16 protein-coding genes and 1 pseudogene are annotated in these 19,027 nt (G+C 63.7%); 13 read left to right on the forward strand and 4 right to left on the reverse strand.

Annotated elements, in window-relative coordinates:
- The first annotated feature begins 69 nt into the window (after nt 1–69).
- Complete coding sequence (locus tag AC5E6W_RS12360) at nt 70–2,178, forward strand: M13 family metallopeptidase (RefSeq protein ID WP_491752608.1); 2,109 nt, start codon at nt 70–72, stop codon at nt 2,176–2,178.
- 222 nt (nt 2,179–2,400) lie between these two features.
- Here the strand turns inward: AC5E6W_RS12360 and AC5E6W_RS12365 are convergent, their stop codons facing one another.
- A complete protein-coding gene (locus AC5E6W_RS12365) occupies nt 2,401–4,071 on the reverse strand; it encodes a DHA2 family efflux MFS transporter permease subunit (protein WP_491752609.1) in 1,671 nt (556 codons plus the stop codon).
- A 135-nt stretch (nt 4,072–4,206) separates the two neighbouring features.
- Between AC5E6W_RS12365 and AC5E6W_RS12370 the strand changes: the two genes are divergently transcribed.
- The 3 genes from AC5E6W_RS12370 to AC5E6W_RS12380 all read left to right on the forward strand — a co-directional run bounded on the left by AC5E6W_RS12370 (nt 4,207) and on the right by AC5E6W_RS12380 (nt 6,345).
- Nucleotides 4,207–4,812, forward strand: a complete 606-nt coding sequence (locus AC5E6W_RS12370) for a TetR/AcrR family transcriptional regulator (protein WP_491752610.1) — start codon at nt 4,207–4,209, stop codon at nt 4,810–4,812.
- Nucleotides 4,813–4,995: 183 nt separating this feature from the next.
- Complete coding sequence (locus AC5E6W_RS12375) at nt 4,996–5,919, forward strand: DMT family transporter (RefSeq protein WP_491752611.1); 924 nt, start codon at nt 4,996–4,998, stop codon at nt 5,917–5,919.
- Between the two features lie 117 nt (nt 5,920–6,036).
- Complete coding sequence (locus AC5E6W_RS12380; RefSeq protein WP_491752612.1) at nt 6,037–6,345, forward strand: hypothetical protein; 309 nt, start codon at nt 6,037–6,039, stop codon at nt 6,343–6,345.
- A 251-nt stretch (nt 6,346–6,596) separates the two neighbouring features.
- Here AC5E6W_RS12380 and AC5E6W_RS12385 read toward each other — a convergent pair whose 3' ends face one another.
- Complete coding sequence (locus AC5E6W_RS12385) at nt 6,597–7,865, reverse strand: threonine synthase (protein WP_491752613.1); 1,269 nt, start codon at nt 7,863–7,865, stop codon at nt 6,597–6,599.
- A 100-nt stretch (nt 7,866–7,965) separates the two neighbouring features.
- Between AC5E6W_RS12385 and AC5E6W_RS12390 the strand changes: the two genes are divergently transcribed.
- From AC5E6W_RS12390 to AC5E6W_RS12420, 7 genes are all read left to right on the forward strand, one after another.
- Nucleotides 7,966–8,940: an HAD-IIB family hydrolase gene (locus tag AC5E6W_RS12390; RefSeq protein ID WP_491752614.1), complete on the forward strand. Its 975-nt coding sequence runs from the start codon at nt 7,966–7,968 to the stop codon at nt 8,938–8,940.
- A 373-nt stretch (nt 8,941–9,313) separates the two neighbouring features.
- On the forward strand, nt 9,314–10,018 hold the full coding sequence (locus AC5E6W_RS12395; protein ID WP_491752615.1) for a lytic transglycosylase domain-containing protein: 705 nt from the start codon (nt 9,314–9,316) through the stop codon (nt 10,016–10,018).
- On the forward strand, nt 9,963–11,114 hold the full coding sequence (locus AC5E6W_RS12400; protein WP_491752616.1) for a lysylphosphatidylglycerol synthase transmembrane domain-containing protein: 1,152 nt from the start codon (nt 9,963–9,965) through the stop codon (nt 11,112–11,114). Before AC5E6W_RS12395 ends, AC5E6W_RS12400 begins: the two co-directional genes overlap by 56 nt.
- A 12-nt stretch (nt 11,115–11,126) precedes the next feature.
- Complete coding sequence (gene nrdR, locus AC5E6W_RS12405) at nt 11,127–11,609, forward strand: transcriptional regulator NrdR (RefSeq protein WP_491752617.1); 483 nt, start codon at nt 11,127–11,129, stop codon at nt 11,607–11,609.
- A 59-nt stretch (nt 11,610–11,668) separates the two neighbouring features.
- Entirely contained in the window at nt 11,669–12,685 is a 1,017-nt protein-coding gene (locus AC5E6W_RS12410) for an isocitrate/isopropylmalate dehydrogenase family protein (RefSeq protein ID WP_491752618.1), read from the forward strand.
- 222 nt (nt 12,686–12,907) lie between these two features.
- Nucleotides 12,908–13,711, forward strand: coding sequence for a carboxypeptidase regulatory-like domain-containing protein (locus AC5E6W_RS12415; RefSeq protein ID WP_491752619.1), 804 nt, complete (start codon nt 12,908–12,910; stop codon nt 13,709–13,711).
- Between the two features lie 444 nt (nt 13,712–14,155).
- Complete coding sequence (locus AC5E6W_RS12420; RefSeq protein ID WP_491752620.1) at nt 14,156–14,467, forward strand: hypothetical protein; 312 nt, start codon at nt 14,156–14,158, stop codon at nt 14,465–14,467.
- Nucleotides 14,468–14,755: 288 nt separating this feature from the next.
- Here AC5E6W_RS12420 and AC5E6W_RS12425 read toward each other — a convergent pair whose 3' ends face one another.
- Entirely contained in the window at nt 14,756–15,961 is a 1,206-nt protein-coding gene (locus tag AC5E6W_RS12425) for a GGDEF domain-containing protein (RefSeq protein WP_491752621.1), read from the reverse strand.
- A 250-nt stretch (nt 15,962–16,211) separates the two neighbouring features.
- Between AC5E6W_RS12425 and asd the strand changes: the two genes are divergently transcribed.
- Together asd and lysC are read left to right on the forward strand one after the other, a co-directional pair.
- The gene (gene asd / locus AC5E6W_RS12430) at nt 16,212–17,393 is read left to right on the forward strand and encodes an aspartate-semialdehyde dehydrogenase (RefSeq protein ID WP_491752622.1); all 1,182 of its coding nucleotides are present in this window, start codon (nt 16,212–16,214) and stop codon (nt 17,391–17,393) included.
- On the forward strand, nt 17,390–18,838 hold the full coding sequence (gene lysC, locus AC5E6W_RS12435) for a lysine-sensitive aspartokinase 3 (protein ID WP_491752623.1): 1,449 nt from the start codon (nt 17,390–17,392) through the stop codon (nt 18,836–18,838). Before asd ends, lysC begins: the two co-directional genes overlap by 4 nt.
- A gap of 76 nt (nt 18,839–18,914) precedes the next feature.
- On the opposite strand, the pseudogene AC5E6W_RS12440 reads toward lysC, so the two are convergent.
- Nucleotides 18,915–19,027 (reverse strand): annotated as a pseudogene (locus tag AC5E6W_RS12440) (IS30 family transposase); the annotation flags it as partial.

Genomic DNA, 19,027 nt, shown 5'->3' on the forward strand with positions numbered 1-19,027 from the left:
ATCGCCAGCCACCCGCCACAACGCACGAGGGCGGTGCGGCAGGCAGGCCTCATTCAGAGGAGTTAGACGATGATTTCAGCTCGCCGTTCCGGCCCCCACGCCCTGCTCGGTTTCGCCGCCTGCCTTTCGCTCGCGCCTCTCGCAGCGGCTGCGCAAGCCCCTACCACCCCGGAACCCGCCAAGCCGGCAGCCCGCTACGTTCCCGGAAGCGCCTTCGATGCCTCGTCCATCGACACCGCGGCCGACCCCTGCCAGGACTTCTACAAGTACGCCTGCGGCAAGTTCGCCGCCACCCATCCCATCCCCGCCGACCAGTCCGGCGTCGACCAGTTCTACGTCCTCTACAACGTCAACAACCAGGAGCTCTCCGGCATCCTCGACAAGTTCAAGGAGCCCTCCGCCACCCGCACCGCCAGCGAGCAGAAGATCGGCGACTACTACGCCGCCTGCCTCAACACCAGGCTGATCGACGACAAGGGCCTCACGCCCATCCAGCCGCTCCTCACCGAGATCGATCACGTCACCAAGTCCGGCCTCGCCTACCTCACCGGCGAACTCCAGCGCATGGGCGTCAACGCCTTCTTCGCCTTCGGTCAGCAGCAGGACTTCAAGGACGCCACCAAGCAGGTCGCCACCTTCGACCAGGGCGGTCTCGGCCTGCCCGAGCGCGACTACTACACCCGCACCGGCGACAAGGACAAGCAGATCCGCGACCAGTACGTCGACCACGTCGCGAAGATGCTCGTCCTCGCCGGCGAGGCACCCGACAAGGCCGCCACCGACGCCAAGAACATCCTCGCCTTCGAGACCAAGCTCGCCGAAGCCTCTCAGACCAACACCGAGCGCCGCGATCCGATGGTCGTCTACCACCCCCAGACCATGGCTGAGTTCGAGCACTCCGCCGCGCCGTTCAACGTCAAGCCGTTCCTCGAAGCCGTCCACGCTCCCACTGCGCTTCCCGGCCCGCTCGGCCCGGACTCGGTCATCAACGCCAACCCCAAGTTCTTCCCCGCGCTCGTCTCCGCCGTCATGCAGGCCGACAACGAAACCCTGCGCGCCTACCTCCGCTATCAGCTCCTCTCCACCTTCGCCGCGCAGCTGCCCCGCCCCATCGACAAGGAAAACTTCCACTTCCACGGCACCGTTCTCAACGGTCAGCCCGAGCAGCGTTCCCGCGACAAGCGCTGCGCCCAGGCCGTCGACAGTGCGCTCGGCGAAGCTCTCGGCCAGGTCTACGTCTCGCAGTACTTCGCCGGCGACTCCAAGGCCAAGACCCTCGAGATGGTGCACGATATCGAGTCCGCCATGGACAAGGACATCGACACCCTCGACTGGATGAGCCCCGAGACCCGCGTCAAGGCCAAGGACAAGCTCCACGCCGTCGCCGACAAGATCGGCTATCCCGACCACTGGCGCGACTACTCGAAGCTCACCGTCTCCGCCACCGACGCCCTCGGCAACGCCGAGCGCGCCACCGCCTTCGAGAACGATCGCCAGCTCGACAAGATCGGCAAGCCCGTCGACAAGCTCGAGTGGGGCATGACCCCGCCCACCGTCAACGCCTACTACGATCCCTCGATGAACAACATCAACTTCCCCGCCGGGATCCTGCAGCCCGCCTTCTATGACCCCAGGTCCGACATCGCCGTCAACTACGGCCATATCGGCGCCATCATCGGTCACGAGCTCACCCACGGCTTCGACGACCAGGGCGCGCAGTTCGACGGCGCCGGCAACCTGCACGACTGGTGGACCGCCGACGACAAGAAGAACTTCGAGTCCCGCACCGGCTGCCTCGTCGGCGAGTATGGCGGCTTCACCGCGGTAGACGACGTCAAGGTCAACGGCAAGCTCACCCTCGGCGAGAACACCGCCGACAACGGCGGCCTGCTCCTCGCCTACATGGCCTACCTCGCCCGAGCGAAGAAGGATGGCATCGACATCACCAAGAAGGTCGACGGCTACACCGGCCCGCAGCGCTTCTACATCGCCTTCGCCCAGAACTGGTGCGAGAACTCCCGCCCCGAACAGGTCCGAGCCCAGGTCCTCACCGACCCCCACTCCCCCGACCACTTCCGCGCCAACGGCTCCATCGTCAACCAGCCCGCCTTCGGCCAGGCCTTCGGCTGCAAGAAAGACTCACCCATGACCCCCGACAAGAGCTGCCGCGTCTGGTAACCCTCATCGGAAATCTGACATCTGGCCAACTGGCGTCTGGTAACTGAACCCCAACACCAAGCCCGGGTCCCCCAACGGACCCGGGCTTTCTTTGCACGACGGCAAGCGCGGTGCCTCCAATCGGGCGACGAACGGCAGGTCACGGCTTCAGCCGTGACATTCGTCCATGCAAACCGATGCGGCTTTAGCCGCTGAGGGGATAGCGCCGGCCATCGTCACGACCTAATGCGCGTCCAGCTCCACATGCTTCATCGCTGGCGGCCGCTTCAGGAACAAGATCAGCGGCAGCAACACCACCGTCGCTCCACACAACGTCCGGAACAGGTCCATGTAGCTCAGCAGCAGCGCCTGCTGCTGCATCCGCTCGTACAGCAGCGCCATCTGGTTGTAGCCCTGCTGGCCGTAATGCATCAGCGTCTGCCCCTGGCCGCCCATCGCCTCGCGAACCAGCGGTGACGCCGGGTCCAGGTGCTGGCTCAGCTGCTGCTGGTACGCTTGCGTCTTCCGCTCCAGCATCGTGCTCGAAAGCGCAATGCCAATGCTTCCACCCTCATTCCTCACCAGCGCATACAGCCCCGCAGCCTGCCCGCTCTGCTCCTTCGGCAGGAACCGGAACATAATCGTACTCACCGGTACAGTGGTCAGCCCCACGCCCATTACCTGCAGGATGCGTGGCAGAATCATGTCCTTCTCCGCCACCCCCAGGTTCATCGACCCCATCCAGAACAGCGAAATCGCAATGCACGACAGCCCCAGGAAGATCAGCTTGCGCGGATCGAAGCCCCGCGTCAGCACAAACCCCACCAGCGGCACCAGCGCCATCGTGAACAGCCCCGCCGGAGACATCGCAATGCCCGCCGTCGTCGCGTCATAGCCCAGCATCTGCTGCATGAACAGCGGCAGCAGGTATGTCGTCGCATACAGCACCGCGTACAGGCACAGGATGATGATGCAGCACGATCGGAAGTTCCTCTCCCGCAGCAGGTGCAGGTTCACCACTGGAGCCTTGTGCCGCCACTCCCACACCACCGCCCCCACCAGCGCCAGCGCTGCAATCGTCGCAAACGCCACAATGAACTTCGAGCCAAACCAGTCCAGCTCCTGTCCCTTGTCGAGCACAATCTCCAGCGTCGCCAGCCCCAGCGAGATCAGGCTCAGTCCCACATAGTCGATGCGCAGCTTCCGCGCCGCCTTCATATGCTGCTTCATGTGCGGTGGATCTTCCAGCACCATCCGCGTGAGGAAGAAGCAGAGAATGCCCACCGGAATGTTGATGTAAAAAATCCAGCGCCACGAGTAGTTGTCCGTGATCCAGCCACCCAGCGTCGGTCCCAGCACCGGCGCGATCAGGATCGCAATCGTGTACAGCGCCATCGCCATGCCACGCTTCGCCGGAGGAAACGCGTCCGCCAGAATCGCCTGCACCGAAGGCTGCAACCCACCGCCCGCCAGCCCCTGCAGCACGCGAAACAGGATCAGCATCGCCAACGATGGCGCCAGCCCGCACACCGCGGAGAAGATCGTAAAAAACAATACCGACGTCAGGTAGAACCGCTTCCGCCCCATCACGCTGGAGATCCAGCCGCTGATCGGAAGAATGATCGCATTCGCCACCAGGTAGCTCGTCAGCACCCACGCGCCTTCGTCCTGCGACGACGAAAGGCTGCCCGCAATATGCGGCAGCGCCACGTTCGCAATCGAGGTGTCCAGCACCTCCATGAACGTCCCGATCGTGACCACCATCGCTACAATCCAGGGATTGAAGATCCGTCGCGGAGCCTCGATCTCATTGTCGAAGGAAGGAATATCGACCGCGAGCGCCGCCTCCGCTCCTTCAGCGTTCCGCGCGCCGTCAGACGACTCTTCCAGCTCCAGATCGTCTTCAACAACCAATCCAACCCCCCGGCGGAACTCATCAGTATAAAAACTAGACTCATGAGTACAAAAACTGAACTCATGAGTCTAGTCATCGGACGCTCTACACTGAGCGTCGGATTCAAAAAGCGCACGGAGACCCCAGGACCCTCGTTGCCAGCCTCGTCCCATGTCCGTAAACCAACGCCGCTCAAGGAGTTCCGGAGCTCCGAGATCCTTGACGCCGCCACCCGCGTCTTCGGCGACAAGGGCTACGACGAGACCCGCATGGACGACGTCGCCGCCGCAGCCTCCCTCTCCAAGGCCACCGTCTACGCCTACTTCGACTCCAAGGACGAGATCTTCGTCGCCGCCGTCGAGCGCTGCCTCCAGGAGATCGCCGACCTCACCGCCGTCCGCGTCGAAGCCGCCCCCGACTTCCCCGCCAAGCTCAACGCCTTCCTCATCACGCGTCTCACCTACTGGGGTGAGCGGCTCGCGCTCTATCGCGTCATCGTCACCCTCAAGCGAGAGAGCCGCAACCTCAAGCGCAGCCTCCGCTGGCAACGCCCCACCATCTACTTCCTCATGGTCCTCTTCCAGCACGCCATGCAGGCCGGCAATATCCCCGAGCAGCCCTTCGAGTCCTCAGCCTGGGCGCTCATGGACATGATCCGAGGCCTGCTCGAGCGCCGCATGGCCCACCCCGACAGCTCGCTCGAACAGGAAGCCGCCGAGCTCACCGCCTTTATGCTCCGCGCCCTCAGCTACAAAGCCTGAATAACCCGGGTGCCCAAACACGTCGGGTGCCCCACCTCTCGCTTCTGAGATGTGGGTTCGCAGGACGCCGGGTGCCCCACCTCTCGCCTTTGAGAGGTGGGTTGGCAACCAATTCCCTCGTGCCTGCTCCCCTGAATACCTCACTCCTCTACAGCTCCCACCCCACTCTGCGACACTAGACCGATGCGCTCGCGCCCCAATCGCCTCCTCGGCTTCGCCGCGTGCGCCCTCGCGTCCATGTTCTGGGGCTGCGGCTTCTTCTTCGGCAAAATCGCACTCGTCGAGATGAACGTCGGCGCGATGGTCCTCTACCGCTTCCTCTTCGCGGCCCTCGGCCTGCTGCCGCTGGTCGCCACGCACCGCCCCGGCCTCAATCGCAGCGAGTGGGGCCGCCTGCTCTTCGCCTCCGCGCTCGGTGTGCCCATCCAGTTCCTGCTCCAGTTCAAGGGCCTCTCGCTCACCACCGTCTCGCACGCTTCGCTCATGGTCGGCACCATGCCCGTCCTGCTCGCCCTCGGGGCCATCGCCTTCGCACACGAGCGCCTGCCCGCCCTCGGCTGGATCGCACTCATCGGTTCAACCATTGGAGCCGCGCTCATCGCACTCGGAGGCCATCACTCGGCAGGCAGCGGCGGCCCATCGCTCAGCGGTGACCTCCTCGTCGTCGTCTCATTAGCCATCGCCATGGGCTGGGTGCTCGTCAACAAATCCCTCGTCCAGCATCACAGCGCCGTCGTCATCACCGCCTACGGCCTGCTCTCCGGCACCATCATGCTCGCCGTCCTCGTGCCGCTCATCTACGGCCTGCCGCCGGTCCATCACGTCAGTCTCAAGGCCTGGCTCGCCCTCGCCGCCAGCGGCCTCTTCTGCACCGCATCCAGCACCCTGCTCTGGAACTGGGGACTGTCGCAGGTGCCCGCCTCGCAAGCCGGCGTGCTCCTCAACTTCGAGCCCCTCATCGGCTCGCTGCTCGGAGTCTTCCTCCTGCATGAAACCCTCGGGCCTAGCGCCTGGGTCGGTGGTGGGCTGATCCTCGCCGCGGCCGTAACCCTCACCACGCAAAACACACCCAGGCTACCCATCGAGGCCATCACCACCGAGCCCTGATGCCACGTTGGGATGACTCGTGCCCAACCGCCGCTCCACCTTGCGCGAACGACACGCCCAACTGATAGGATTCCGCGGTATCCCCTTCCTTCCCCATTCTGAGCTTAGGAGTTCTCCATGAAGATTCGTCACACTCTCAGGGCCCTCGCCGTCACTCTCTTCTGTTCCGCCGCAGCCATTGCCCAGGCGCCGGCTGCTGCTCCCGCGCCAACGGCTGCTGCCAAGCCCTCTCCCGCAGCCAAGGGAGCAAAAACTCCCGCACCCGGCGGCGGCCCCGGCATGGTCTGGGTCAATACCCAGACCAAGGTCTACCACTGCTACGGCAAGGAAGATTACGGCACCACGAAGGCCGGCAAGTACGAATCCGAAGCCCAGGCCAAGGCCGACGGAGCCCGCCCCGCCTACAACAAACCCTGCACCAAGTAGCAGAGGGACAGCAGAACAGCGAAATAGCAGAACAGCGAAATAGCAGAACAGCAGAGAAGCAGAACAGCAGAATAGCCGTGCGTACGTAGCAACGACATCGTTACAACATCAACGCCCGCTGCAACGCAGCACATTCGATTCCCAGCAGAAGAAGGGCAGCCGCCAGGCTGCCCTTCCGCTGTTCGCTATCCACATCTCCGCAACCCAACGACTCAGCTATTTAGCCATTCCGCTACTTAGCTATTCCGCTGCTACACAGGAGTAATAATCCCCCCCACCGGCAGCGACGTCGGCAACGTCACCTGGCGTCGAATCCCCCAGGCCTCCGCGATAGTGTCCACATACTTCAGCCCCGCGCCCGTGTTGAACAGCACCACGCGATCACTGGCCTTCAGCTTGCCTTCGGCCAGCAGCTTGTCGTAAGAAGCAGTCGCCGCCGCACCCTCCGGGCACAGCAGCAGCCCCTCATGCTTGGACCAGTCCGCAATCGACCCAAAGATCGCCTTATCGTCGACAGCAACAACCTCGCCGCCAGACTCCCGCACGATCTTCAGCACCATCCAGTCCGCATACGGCTTCGGAACCCGCAACCCACTCGCCTCGGTCGCCGCGCCCGTAAAGAACTCGCTGCGCTCCTTACCCTCCGCAAACGCCTTCGCCAGCGGAGCGCATCCAGCAGCCTGCAGCGCATACATCTTCGGCCGCTTGCCCTTCACCCAGCCCAGCGCCTCCATCTCCTCGAACGCCTTCCACATGCCGATCAAGCCCACGCCGCCACCAGTCGGATAGAACACCGCGTCGGGATACTCCCAGCCCAGCTGCTCCACCAGCTCATAGCCCATGGTCTTCTTGCCCTCCACGCGGAAGGGCTCCTTCATCGTCGAGACCTCGAACCACACCTCGTTCGCCGGCAACTCACCCTCGGCATGCAGCTTCTTCTGCGCCGCAACCCGCTCCGCCACCATGCGCCCGCAGTCGGAGATCAACCCATCGACCAGCGTCAAGTCCGCGCCATACGCCCGAGCCTCCAGGATGTTCGCAAACGGAACATCCTTCGGCATGAAGATATGCGCCGTGATCCCCGCAGCCGCGCAGTACGCCGCCAGCGCCCCTGCGGCGTTTCCGGCGGATGGCGCCGTCAGGTGCTTCAGGCCGTAGTGCTTCGCCATCGTCACCGCAGCCGCCATCCCGCGAGCCTTGAAGGTGCCCGTAGGGTTCGCGGCCTCTTCCTTGATCGTGAGCCCGTCGTACCGCTTGCTCTGCAGCAACGGCGTAAAGCCCTCACCCAGCGTCACCGGAGTGACATCCGGCAGCACATCGGCATACCGCCACATGCCCAGGCTGTGTTTCGCCGCCGCGGCATACGCCGCCACGTTCTCACGTTTGGCCGTCTTCTTCAGCGACTCCAGGTCGTACCGCACCATCAGCGAGCCGGCATCAATTGGGCAAACAGTTTGCGGTTCATCCGCGGAAATTCGATTTCCGCATACCGCACATTCCAGGAAAGCAATTCGTGCCATATCACAGCAATCCTATAAGAACACTGGCGTTTGTGCTTCCCACGACAACCGTCAGAAGCCTGAAACCCAGCGCCACGAGCCACTTGGCTAGACTTGAACTGTGCAAACCCCACGCGTCATCGCCATCGACATGGACGGCACCCTGCTCAACTCCAGCGGCAAGGTCTCACCCCGCAACCTCGCCGCGCTCAAACGCGCCGAAGCCGCAGGCATCGAGATCGTCATCGCCACCGGCCGCCGTCACTGCTACGCGATGAAAGTCCTCCGCGACCTCGGCCTCGACCCCCGCAGCGCCATGGTCACCTCCAACGGCACAGTGCTCCGCACCCTCGACCACCAGCTCCTCCACCGCACCCATCTTTCCATCCCCACCTCCCGCTGGCTCTGCGAGCACGCCGGCGAATTCCGCTCCACGCTCGTCTTCACCTTCGACAAGGTGGACGAGAACGGCGAAGACGCCCCCGGCTCCCTCGTCGCCGAGCGCATGGATCTGCTCCACGCCTCCATCTCCCGCTGGATGCAGGTCAACGAGCCGTACTTCCTCTCCGTCGACCGCCTCGAAGATGCCCTTCCGGAGATAGACGTCGAAGACGATCCTGAATCGCTTCTGACCCACCACCCCTCCGCTCCCATCCAGGCCATGATGTGCGGCACCATCGAGCGCATGACCGCCGCCGAAGCCCGCCTCCTCGAAGACCCACGCGTCGCCGGAGTCGGCCACGACACCCACCCCGAAGCCGAGATCACCCTCCACCGCACCATCTACCCCGACCGCGATCTCTCCATCGTCGACATCCTCCCCGCCGGCTGCTCCAAAGCCTCCGGCCTCGAGGTGCTCGCCAAACTCCGCGGCATCCGCATGCAGGACGTCATGGCCATCGGAGACAACTGGAATGACCTTGCCATGCTCGCCGCAGCCGGCCGCCCCGTCCTCATGTCCAACGCCCCCGAAGAGTTACTCGTTCGCGCCCAACGCGACGGCTGGCTCATCGTTCCCTCCAACGACGAAGACGGCGTAGCCGAAGCCATCGAATCCGCCCTGAACGAATCCCTCACCCTCACGACAACCCGCTAACCGAAACCAATAAGCAGCCCGCAACTCCCAGCTCCCGACCCGAAACTCGCAACTCGCAACTCGCAACTCGATCGCAATTTTTCTCTCGACGCCCGCAACCCTCAAGCCCCACCACAATCCCGGGTGCCCCACATCTCACTTTTGAGACATGGGTTCGCAGAACGCTCGCCAGAGGGCACACCCGCAGTCCCGCTCCAGCACAATCCCGGGTGCCCCACATCTCGCTTTTGAGATGTGGGTTCGCAGGACGTCCTCGTCCCGATTACCCCTCACCCCCGCATGACCGCCCGTTCGCTGTTCCGCTATTCAGCTATTCCGCTACTCAGCTATTCCGCTATTCAGCTATTCCGCGACTCAGCTATTCTGCTACTCAGTGCTCGCCTTCACTCCAAGCCGTCTCGCGGTCCTCGCCGCCTGCCTCGCGTGCGCCGCCTCCGCGCACGCGCTCGAGCACATCACCCTTTCCAACGGCTTCTCGTACGACTGCGCCCGCCACGAAACCCTTGGCGACCACGTCCGCCTCTACTTCTCCTCCGGCCAGTCCTATCAGGAGATCCCTGCAACCTCCGTCGCCACCATCGAGACGCTGCCCGATCCGCCCGCAAGCAAGCCCGCGCCAGCCCCACCCACCGCCCACGCCTCGACCAGCACCAACATCCCCGCCCTGCTCAACACTGTCAGCAACGCCATCGACATCGACGTCGCCCTCCTCGCCGCCGTAGTCCACGCCGAATCCGGCGGCCGCATCCGTGCCGTCTCACGCACCGGAGCCCAGGGCCTCATGCAGCTCATGCCCGGAACCGCTTCGCAGCTCGGCGTGCACGACGCCTTCCGCCCCGAAGAAAACATCGCCGCCGGAACCGCCTACCTCAACTACCTGCTCAACCGCTACGATCCCCGCGACGACGCCCACGGCCTCGCCCTCGCGCTGGCCGCTTACAACGCCGGTCCCGCGGCCGTCGACCGCTATCACGGCGTGCCGCCCTTCCGCGAGACTCGTGCCTACGTCGCCCGCGTCATGAATGAGTACCGGCATCGCCGCGCCGCAGCCGAACACGCTCCCCAGCCGGCTCACTGACCGCTTGATGCCTGCTGCAGCCCCTCAGCGCCCTGAACTCCAACATCCCAGGCCAGGCCGCCTCAAGCCCGTCCTCACCGCACTCCTGCTCCTCGGCATCGCCGCCCTGCTCTATCGCCAGCGCGCCAGCCTCCACTTCGACTGGCACATGCTGCTCATTCAGGCCCGCCTCGCCTCGCTGCCACGGATCCTCCTCGGCATCGCCTGCATTTACGTCGGCTATTGGCTCCGCGCCCTGCGCTGGTCCGTCCTGCTCGCCCCCATCAAGCGCGTCCGCACCCTCGACCTCCTCCCCTGGCAGGTCATCGGCTTCACCATCGTGGGCCTCTTCGGCCGGCTCACGGACATGTCCCGCCCCATCCTCATCGCGCGCCGCACGCAGACCCCAGTCGGCACGCAGCTCGCTATCTACTCCATCGAGCGCGCCTTCGACCTCGGCTCCGCCGCCGTCCTCTTCTCGCTCACGCTCGCCCTCGCTCCCACATCCACGCCCCATCACGAAGCCTTCGCGCGAGCCGGTATCGCCACCCTCGCCGGCACGCTCTTCCTCGCCCTCATCGCGCTCGGCCTGCGCTTCCGCGGCGAGCTCATAGCCCGCATCGCCCAACGCCTCCTGCAGCCCATCTCCGCGAACCTCGCAAAGACCGTAGCCCACCGTCTGCTCGACTTCCGCCAGGGCCTGCAAGCCATCTCCACCCTCGCCGAGTTCCTCTACGCCGCCGCACTCTCCCTCATCATGTGGATCGGCATCGCCGCCGCCTACCTCTTCTGCGCGCACGCCTTCGTCGCCTGCCCGCCATTGGCCTCGCTCTCCATCGCCGGAGTCATGCTGCTCATGGCCACCAGCATGGGAGGCTCGCTGCTTCAGCTTCCCATCATCGGCTGGTTCACCCAGATCGCCGTCCTCGCCACCGCGCTGCACGGCTTCTTTGCCGTGCCTCTCGAAGTCGCAACCGCCTGCGGCGCTGTGCTGCAGTTCGTGATGAACCTCAGCGTCGTACCTGTCGGCCTGGTCTTCGCTCAGCTGACCGGAACGGGCCTGCGCGCCACCGCTCAGGACAGCGCGAAGCAAGATGCCACGCCCACCGTCATTTAGAATCAATATCAAATGAAATGTCCGTACTGCGGCTTTACCCAGGACAAGGTAATCGACAGCCGCGAATCCAAAGAAGCCGAATCGATCCGCCGCCGCCGCGAGTGCGAGCGCTGCAACCGCCGCTTCACCACCTACGAGCGCCTCGACGAAATCCCCTACATGGTCATCAAGAAAGATGGCCGTCGCGAGAAGTTCGATCGCAAGAAGGTCCTCGCCGGCCTGCTCCACTCCTGCCAGAAGCGTAAGGTCTCCGCGACCCAGATGGAGCAGATCGTCGACGCCGTCGAATCCGCCGTCGTCGACTCGCCCGAACGCGAACGCTCCACCCGCGAAATCGGCGAGCTCATCATGACTCGCCTCAAAGACATCGACACCGTAGCCTACATCCGCTTCGCCTCCGTCTATCGCGACTTCAAAGACGTCAACGAGTTCAAACTCGAGCTCGAAGACCTCCTCAGCGGCAAGGACTCGAAGGCCAAACGCGCAGCACGCTAGCGCTTCAACGAAGTAAGTTCAACGACGACGCTCTCAACTGAAAAGGAATGCCCCCACACATGTCACGCACTCACAAGATCACGCTGGTACCGGGCGATGGAATCGGCCCGGAGGTCGCAGCGGCCACAGTCTCGATTCTCGAAGCCGCAGGAAAGACCACCGGCTGCTCCTTCGAGTGGGACCGCTTCGACGCCGGCGCAGAAGCCTTCGAGCGCACCGGCGAGCTGATCCCCAAAGCCTTCTACACCTCACTCGAAGCCACCCGCGTCGCCCTCAAAGGGCCCACCGCGACGCCCATCGGTTCCGGCTTCTCGTCCATCAACGTGGCCCTGCGCAAGAAGTACGATCTCTACGCGAACTTCCGCCCCGTCAAGACGCTTCCCGGCCTCAAGTCCAACTACAAGGACATCGACCTCATCATCTTCCGCGAGAACACCGAGGACCTCTACGCCGGCCTCGAGCTCATGATCAATCCCGACATCGCGCAGTCCCTCAAGATCATCACCCGCAAGGGCTCCACCCGCATCGCCGAGTCCGCCTTCGCCTACGCCCGCAAGCACGGCCGCAAGAAGATCCACGCCATCCACAAGGCCAACATCATGAAGATGTCCGACGGTCTCTTCCTGGAGTGCTGCCGCAAGGTCGCCAAGGACTATCCCGAGATCCAGTACATCGAGCACATCGTCGACAACACCTGCATGCAGCTCGTGCTCAACCCCTGGCAGTACGACGTCATCCTCACCACCAACCTCTACGGCGACATCCTCTCGGACCTCTGCTCCGCCTTCGTCGGCGGCCTCGGCCTCGTACCCGGAGCCAACCTCGGCAAGGAGCACGCGATCTTCGAAGCCGTCCACGGCTCCGCGCCCGACATCGCCGGCCAGGACAAAGCCAACCCCACCGCCCTCCTGCAATCCGCCGTCCTCATGCTCCATCACATCGATGAGTCCGAGACCGCGAACCTCATCCACGCCGCCCTCGTAAAGGTCTACGCCGAAGGCAAGACCCTCACCGGCGACGTAGGCGGAACCTCCGGCACCAAGGCCTTCACCGAATCGGTCATCGCCGCGCTATAGCCTCTCCTCATAGCTCGTAGCTCGAAACCTCGAAGCTCAACAGAGCTCCCCTATAACCGCTCGGGCCGCGCAGGAATCCTCGCCCCTGAAATCCTGAACACCTCGCACCTCTACAGAAGAAGCATTCTGTAGAGGTGTGAACGTTTCTGGCTCGACGGCATTGCGACGGCATTGCGGGTCTGCGCCCTTCAAGACATCCGAAAACAGGAGCATCATAGAAGCGTGAACGTCCGAGCCCTGATCCCCGCCGCCACACTCGCCGCCATCCTGCTCGCCACCGGCTGCAAGAGCACACCCTCCTCCGCCGGCGATGCCTCGACCTCAGCAACAACGTCCTACTCGCAAGCACCCGTCTTCACGCCTTCAGCCGCGCCACCGTCTTCCTTCGGCTCTGTCAGCGGCATCGTGAAGTTCACCGGAGCCATCCCCCAGCGAGTCCACATCGACATGTCGATGGACCCCGGCTGCGCCTTCGGCGCCGACAACATGAGCGAGCCCTACGTCATCGACAAGGGCCACGTCGCCAACGTCTACGTCTACGTGAAATCCGGAGCCCAGGAGACCTCAGCCTCCGCCGGAACCGCGCCCGTCCTGCTCGATCAGAAAGACTGCAGGTACACCCCGCACGTCATCGCACTGCAGCAGGGTGCCTCCGTCTCGTTCCATAACTCCGACGCCACCATGCACAACATCCACGTCGTGCCCACGAATCCCGGCAACACCACCGTGGACATCTCGCAAGGCCCGCAAGCCGCGCCCCAGACCGCCATCTTCAAGACCGCCGAAGCGATGATTCCCGTCCGCTGCAACAACCACCCGTGGATGAACGCCTTCATCAACGTCGCACCCAACCCCTACTTTGCCGTCACCGGCCCCGACGGCAGCTTCACCATCCACGGCCTGCCCCCCGGCCACTACATCCTCGCCGCCGTCCACGAAAAAATGGGCGAACAAGAAGTCCCCATAGCCGTCACCGGCGGCAGCACCACCAAAGCCGACTTCACCTTCACCGCTCCCACAAAGTAGCGAGCCGAAGGGCAGAGCACGAACGGCAGAGCAAAAACGGCCGGGGGCACGGACGAACTGCAGGGCACGGCCCGCGGCATCCACGGCAGAGCACGAACGACAGGTCGTCCTGAGCATCGTCGGAGGACTTCAGCCCTGACACAAAGGCCCGCCAGAGAACCGGCTTCAGCCGGTGAGGGACCTCGCCAGCCCGCGATGAAATCGCCCTCTTCAGGTACGGTTGGTCCGGGTGCACTTGCCGTTGCCTCTCTTGTTGTCATCCCCGCAGGGGATCTGCTTTTGCTTTTCGTCGTCATCCTGAGCGACGCGAAGGACCCCCGAATTCGCCACCTGCCACGCCCCGAATTCACGGCCCCGGCACAACTCCACCGCGACCCGCCACATCCCACTGAAAGCTAGGGCTCCGATTAACATTCCCGCTCAACTGCCAGAGAGGCCGCACGCATGAACTTCTCCCTTACCTTCCCAGTCCACTCGATTCCCTTATGGTTTCTTGTGCTCTCGCTGTTCCTGCCTCGCATCTGCATCCTGGTGGCCTGGCTGCAGCACTCCATGACGACCTACATCCCGCCGACCGTCGGCCTCATCCCCATCATCGTCGCGATCCTCGTGCCGCGCCTCCTCATCCTCTTCTGGATCTACCAGGACCAGGGCATCACCATCTGGTTCCTGCTGCACGTCATCTCGCTCCTCATCGCCTGGGGCGGAGGCGGCTCCCGCGTCTACACCCGCCGCCGCGTCGTCGCAGTCGACTAACCACTGCAGCGCGCTGATCCGCTTTTGCGTGCTTCGCACGTGAGCGAGTGTCAGCGCGCTTCGCGCGTTATGGAACGGCTAAGCCCGCTTTGTCAGGGCGGGACTTCAGTCCCGCCATAAGGGTAGTGATTAAAATGCGGCTTTAGCCGCTGAGGGGAATGCTGGCGACTCCATAAACCTTCTTTATGGCATGAACGCCCACTGACAACTCCTAACGCGCGACAGCGCGCCAACGCGAAGCGCTACCTCGCGCCAGCGAGCTAGAGCACTTCACGCCAACCACCCCGCTTACATCGACGCACTCACAGCCACATCGACGATGCGAGTCTGGCCACCAATCGGAGCCAGCTTCACCTGCGCACAGTTCTTTCCCAGCCGCTTCGCAGCATAAAGAGCCTCGTCCGCTCGCTTCATCAGATCTTCGACCGTATCCAGCTCGTCGACCTCGGTGAACCCGATGCTCACAGTAGGAGCTCTCCCCACGTTGGGGTAACTGGGCAGATCTAGCACCGCTCCCAGGATGCGGTGACAGATCCGTTCCGCCTCCAGCGAGCCGGACGCCGGGATCAACACCAGGAACTCGTCGCCTCCGATACGGCCGCAGGCATCGTAAGGGCGCAGGTTCCGCGAGATGCAGTCGGCAATCTTCCGCAGCACGTCATCGCCCGCGGAATGGCCATCCTTGTCATTGAACAACTTGAAATCGTCAATATCCAGAAGCGCAAGCGCCATGGCAGTCTGCGTACGCCTGCAGCGGCTCAATTCCACCGCGAGCAGCTCTTCGATCCCCAGGCGATTGAGCGCACCTGTCAGCATGTCGCGCCGTGCCCTGCGCTCGCTCAAGCCCGTCGCCTCTTGTGCCGCGAGCACCACGCTCAGAAAGCCGATACCGCAGCCCGCAATGAGGGTGACTGCGATGTAAGTGGACTGCACGATGTTGTATCTGAAGAGATCACTGGAAGCTCCTGCCATCAGGGTCAGTACGCCGCGCGCCACCTCGCACACCATGAAGAACACGGTGAATCCGCTAAGCAGCCTCACCACCAGGCCCCGCTGCGCATGACGCAACAGGCTCATCAACAGCGGGATCCGCAACGCCAGGCACGTGCAGGAGTAGATCGCAATGCGGATACCAATCCTGTTGGGCGAGTGGAGATAGCCCAACGTCGCATCCGACAGGATCGCTATCGCAAGCGACGGGCCAAGGCGCGCACGAAGACCCAGCAACGCCTGGGTGCCGGCAAACTGGAGCATGATCCCTGCATAGAAACAGCCATTCTGGATCAGAATCGTCGCCAGTGGCGGCACCACGCCTCGCAGCAGAAGGATGCTCAGCCCACAACTCATCAATAGGTAGGACACGGCAAGCTGCCGAAGCCCCGTCATCTCCCGAAGGCGGCCAGCCATCAGAAACATCACAAGCATCAGCAGAAGGCAAACGACGATGTCGTTCCCCATCAGTGTTCTCACGTCGAGTTGGGTGAGCAGCTTCAATGCGTGTGATGGATCGATTTGCGACAGTATAAAAAGCCATACGCATCGTCCCTATACAACTTCTGCTCGACGAAATTGGACGGAAACGCCACAGCGGAATCTGCCGATGCAACGCTAGAGCGCCAGGAACTCACCGCCTCACGCAGCCGATCCCCGCCATGTACTCCTAGACGTGCGACAGCACGCTACCGCGAAGCGCTACCCCGCGCCAGCGAGCTACCCGCGGCTTCGCCGCTGCTAAAATACCCTGATGGAACGCCGTAACGTTGGAATTCTGGGCGCCACGGGCGCCGTCGGTCAGCGCTTCATCCAGCTCCTCGCCGACCACCCCTGGTTCAACATCACCTGGCTCGCCGCCTCCGACCGCTCCGCCGGCAAAACCTACGCCGAAGCCTGCGCCTGGCGTCTCGATACGCCCCTGCCCGAGCGCATCGCGAACATGGTGCTGCAGCCTAACACGCCCGAGGCCTTCACGCCCGACGAGCACGCGGCTGATCTGCCCCGCATCATCTTCTCGTCGATCGACGCCCCCATCGCCAAAGAGCTAGAGCCCCGCTTCGCCGCCGCCGGCTGCGCCGTCATCTCCAACTCCTCCGCCTTCCGCATGGCCTCCGACGTCCCCCTCGTCGTGCCCGAGGTCAACGTCGAGCACTTTGAAGTCATCGAGTCGCAAGCCAGCCGCAAAGCAAGCGGCGGCTTCCTCGTCACCAACCCCAACTGCTGCGCCATCGGTCTCGTGCTGCCCCTGGCCGCACTGCACGCCAGGTTCGGTATCGACAAGCTCTTCGTCGCAACCATGCAGGCCGTCTCCGGCGCCGGCTATCCCGGCGTCCCTTCCCTCGACATCCTCGGCAACGTCATCCCCTTCATCAAGAATGAAGAAGAGAAGCTGCAGGAAGAAGTCGGCAAGCTCCTCGGCGGCGTCCGCGTCCACGGCGACGCAGCCGTCGGCTTCGAGCCCGCACCCATCACCGTCTCCGCCATGTGCAACCGCGTCCCTGTGCTTGAAGGCCACACCGAGTGCGTCAGCGTGAAGCTCTCCACGCCCGCGACCGAAGCCGAAATCCTCGCCGCCTGGGCCGAGTTCCAGCCGCTCAGTGGCAAGCTCCCGCAGTCCATCCTCGCCGGCACGCATCTGCCGTCCGCCCCGCTGCAGCCCGTCGCCTACGAGCCCGGCCCCACCCGCCCACAGCCTCGCCTCGACCTCATGCGCGGCGACGGCATGGCCACCACCGTCGGCCGCCTCCGCCCCTGCTCCCTCTTCGACTGGAAGTTCACCCTCCTCTCCCACAACACCGTCCGCGGAGCCGCCGGAGCCGCCATCCTCAACGCCGAGATCCTCGCCGTCCTCGGCAAGTTCGACTTCCGCAAGTTCCCCCCCGTGAACAGCAACGTCATCCCGACCGAAGCTGACAGTCTGGTGAACGCATGAGCCAGGCTGTAACCACACCTCGTCCCGACATCGTCGTCATGAAGTTCGGTGGCACCTCCGTCGAGGACGCCACCGCCATCAGGCGCACCGGCGCCATCGTCGCCGGCCGTGTCGCCAAGAACCTCAAGCCCATCGTCGTCGTCTCCGCGATGAGCAAGGTCACCGACACCCTCCTCGCCGCCGCAGCCGCCGCCGGAAAGAACGATCGCGAAGGCGCGCTCCAGCTCTCCGACACCCTCCGCACCCGCCACCTCAAGACGATCGGCGAATTAGTTCCCGCCACCAGCGAAGACCGCCTCCAGGCCGTGCAGCTCGCCATCCATCATCACTTCGACGCGCTCGACGATCTCCTCCGCGGCATCTGCGCCGTCGGCGAGCTCACCCCACGCACCGAGGACAACGTCGTCAGCTTCGGCGAGCGCCTCTCGTCCATCATGGTCGCCGCTGCCTTCGCCGAACTCGACATGAACTCCGTTCACGTCGACTCCCGCACCGTCATCCTCACCGACGACCACTACGGCAAGGCCCATCCCCAGGAAGACCAGATCGAGCGCGCCCTCACCGAGCATGTCCTCCCGCTCGTCGAAGCCAGCAAGGTCCCCGTCATGGGCGGCTTTCTCGGCTCCTGCAAAGGCATCACCACCACGCTGGGCCGCGGCGGCTCCGACTACACCGGAGCTCTCGTCGGCGGTGGCCTTCACGGCGGAGCCATCGAGATCTGGACCGACGTCAACGGCATCATGACCACCGACCCGCGCATCTGTCCCGACGCGCTCCGCGTCAAGACCATCAGCTTCGAAGAGGCCGCCGAGCTCGCCTACTTCGGCGCCAAGGTCCTGCACCCCGCCACCATCCTCCCGGCCGTGCAGAAGAACATCCCCGTCTTCGTCCTCAACTCGCGCAACCCCGACAACGGCGGCACCGAGATCGCGGCCACCTCGCCCCACTGCACCTCGCCCTTCAAGTCCATCGCCGCGAAAAAGAAGCTCACCATCATCGACATCGTCGCCAGCCGCATGCTCCTCGCGCACGGCTTCCTCAAGCAGGTCTTCGACGTCTTCGATCGCCACAAGTGCGCCATCGACATGGTCTCGACCAGCGAAGTCTCGATTTCAGTAACGGTAGACTCCCGCGAAGCCCTCCCCGAGATCTGCGCCGAGCTCTCCAAGATCGCTGACGTCAAGTACGAAGGCGACAAGGCCCTCATCTGCCTCGTCGGCGAAAACATCCGCGGCGAGGCCGGCATCTCCGGCCAGGTCTTCTCCGCCGTCTCCCACGTCAACCTGCGCATGATCTCCCAGGGAGCCAGCGAGATCAACATGAGCTTCATGATCGACGAGTCCGACGTAGAAGAAGCCATCCGCTCCCTCCACAAAAAGTTCTTCACCAACCCCGACCCCAACGTCTTCGACGTAGAAGCAAGAACAGCCGCAGCCGCCAAGTAGGCCCCTCTTTTCCTTTTTGGATTGTCATTCCCGAAGGGAATCTGCATTTGCTCCCGCCAACGCCGGGTGGGCGGATTCAGGAACCAAGTGCAACGTTGTTGGTGATGTTAGCCCAGAAGTGTACGAAGTCGAATTGTCCATCTGGGAGGAAGAGTTCTGCTGGGGCTTTCCAGCCGAGTGTTTTTCTGG

Source organism: Bryocella sp., from assembly GCF_058498515.1.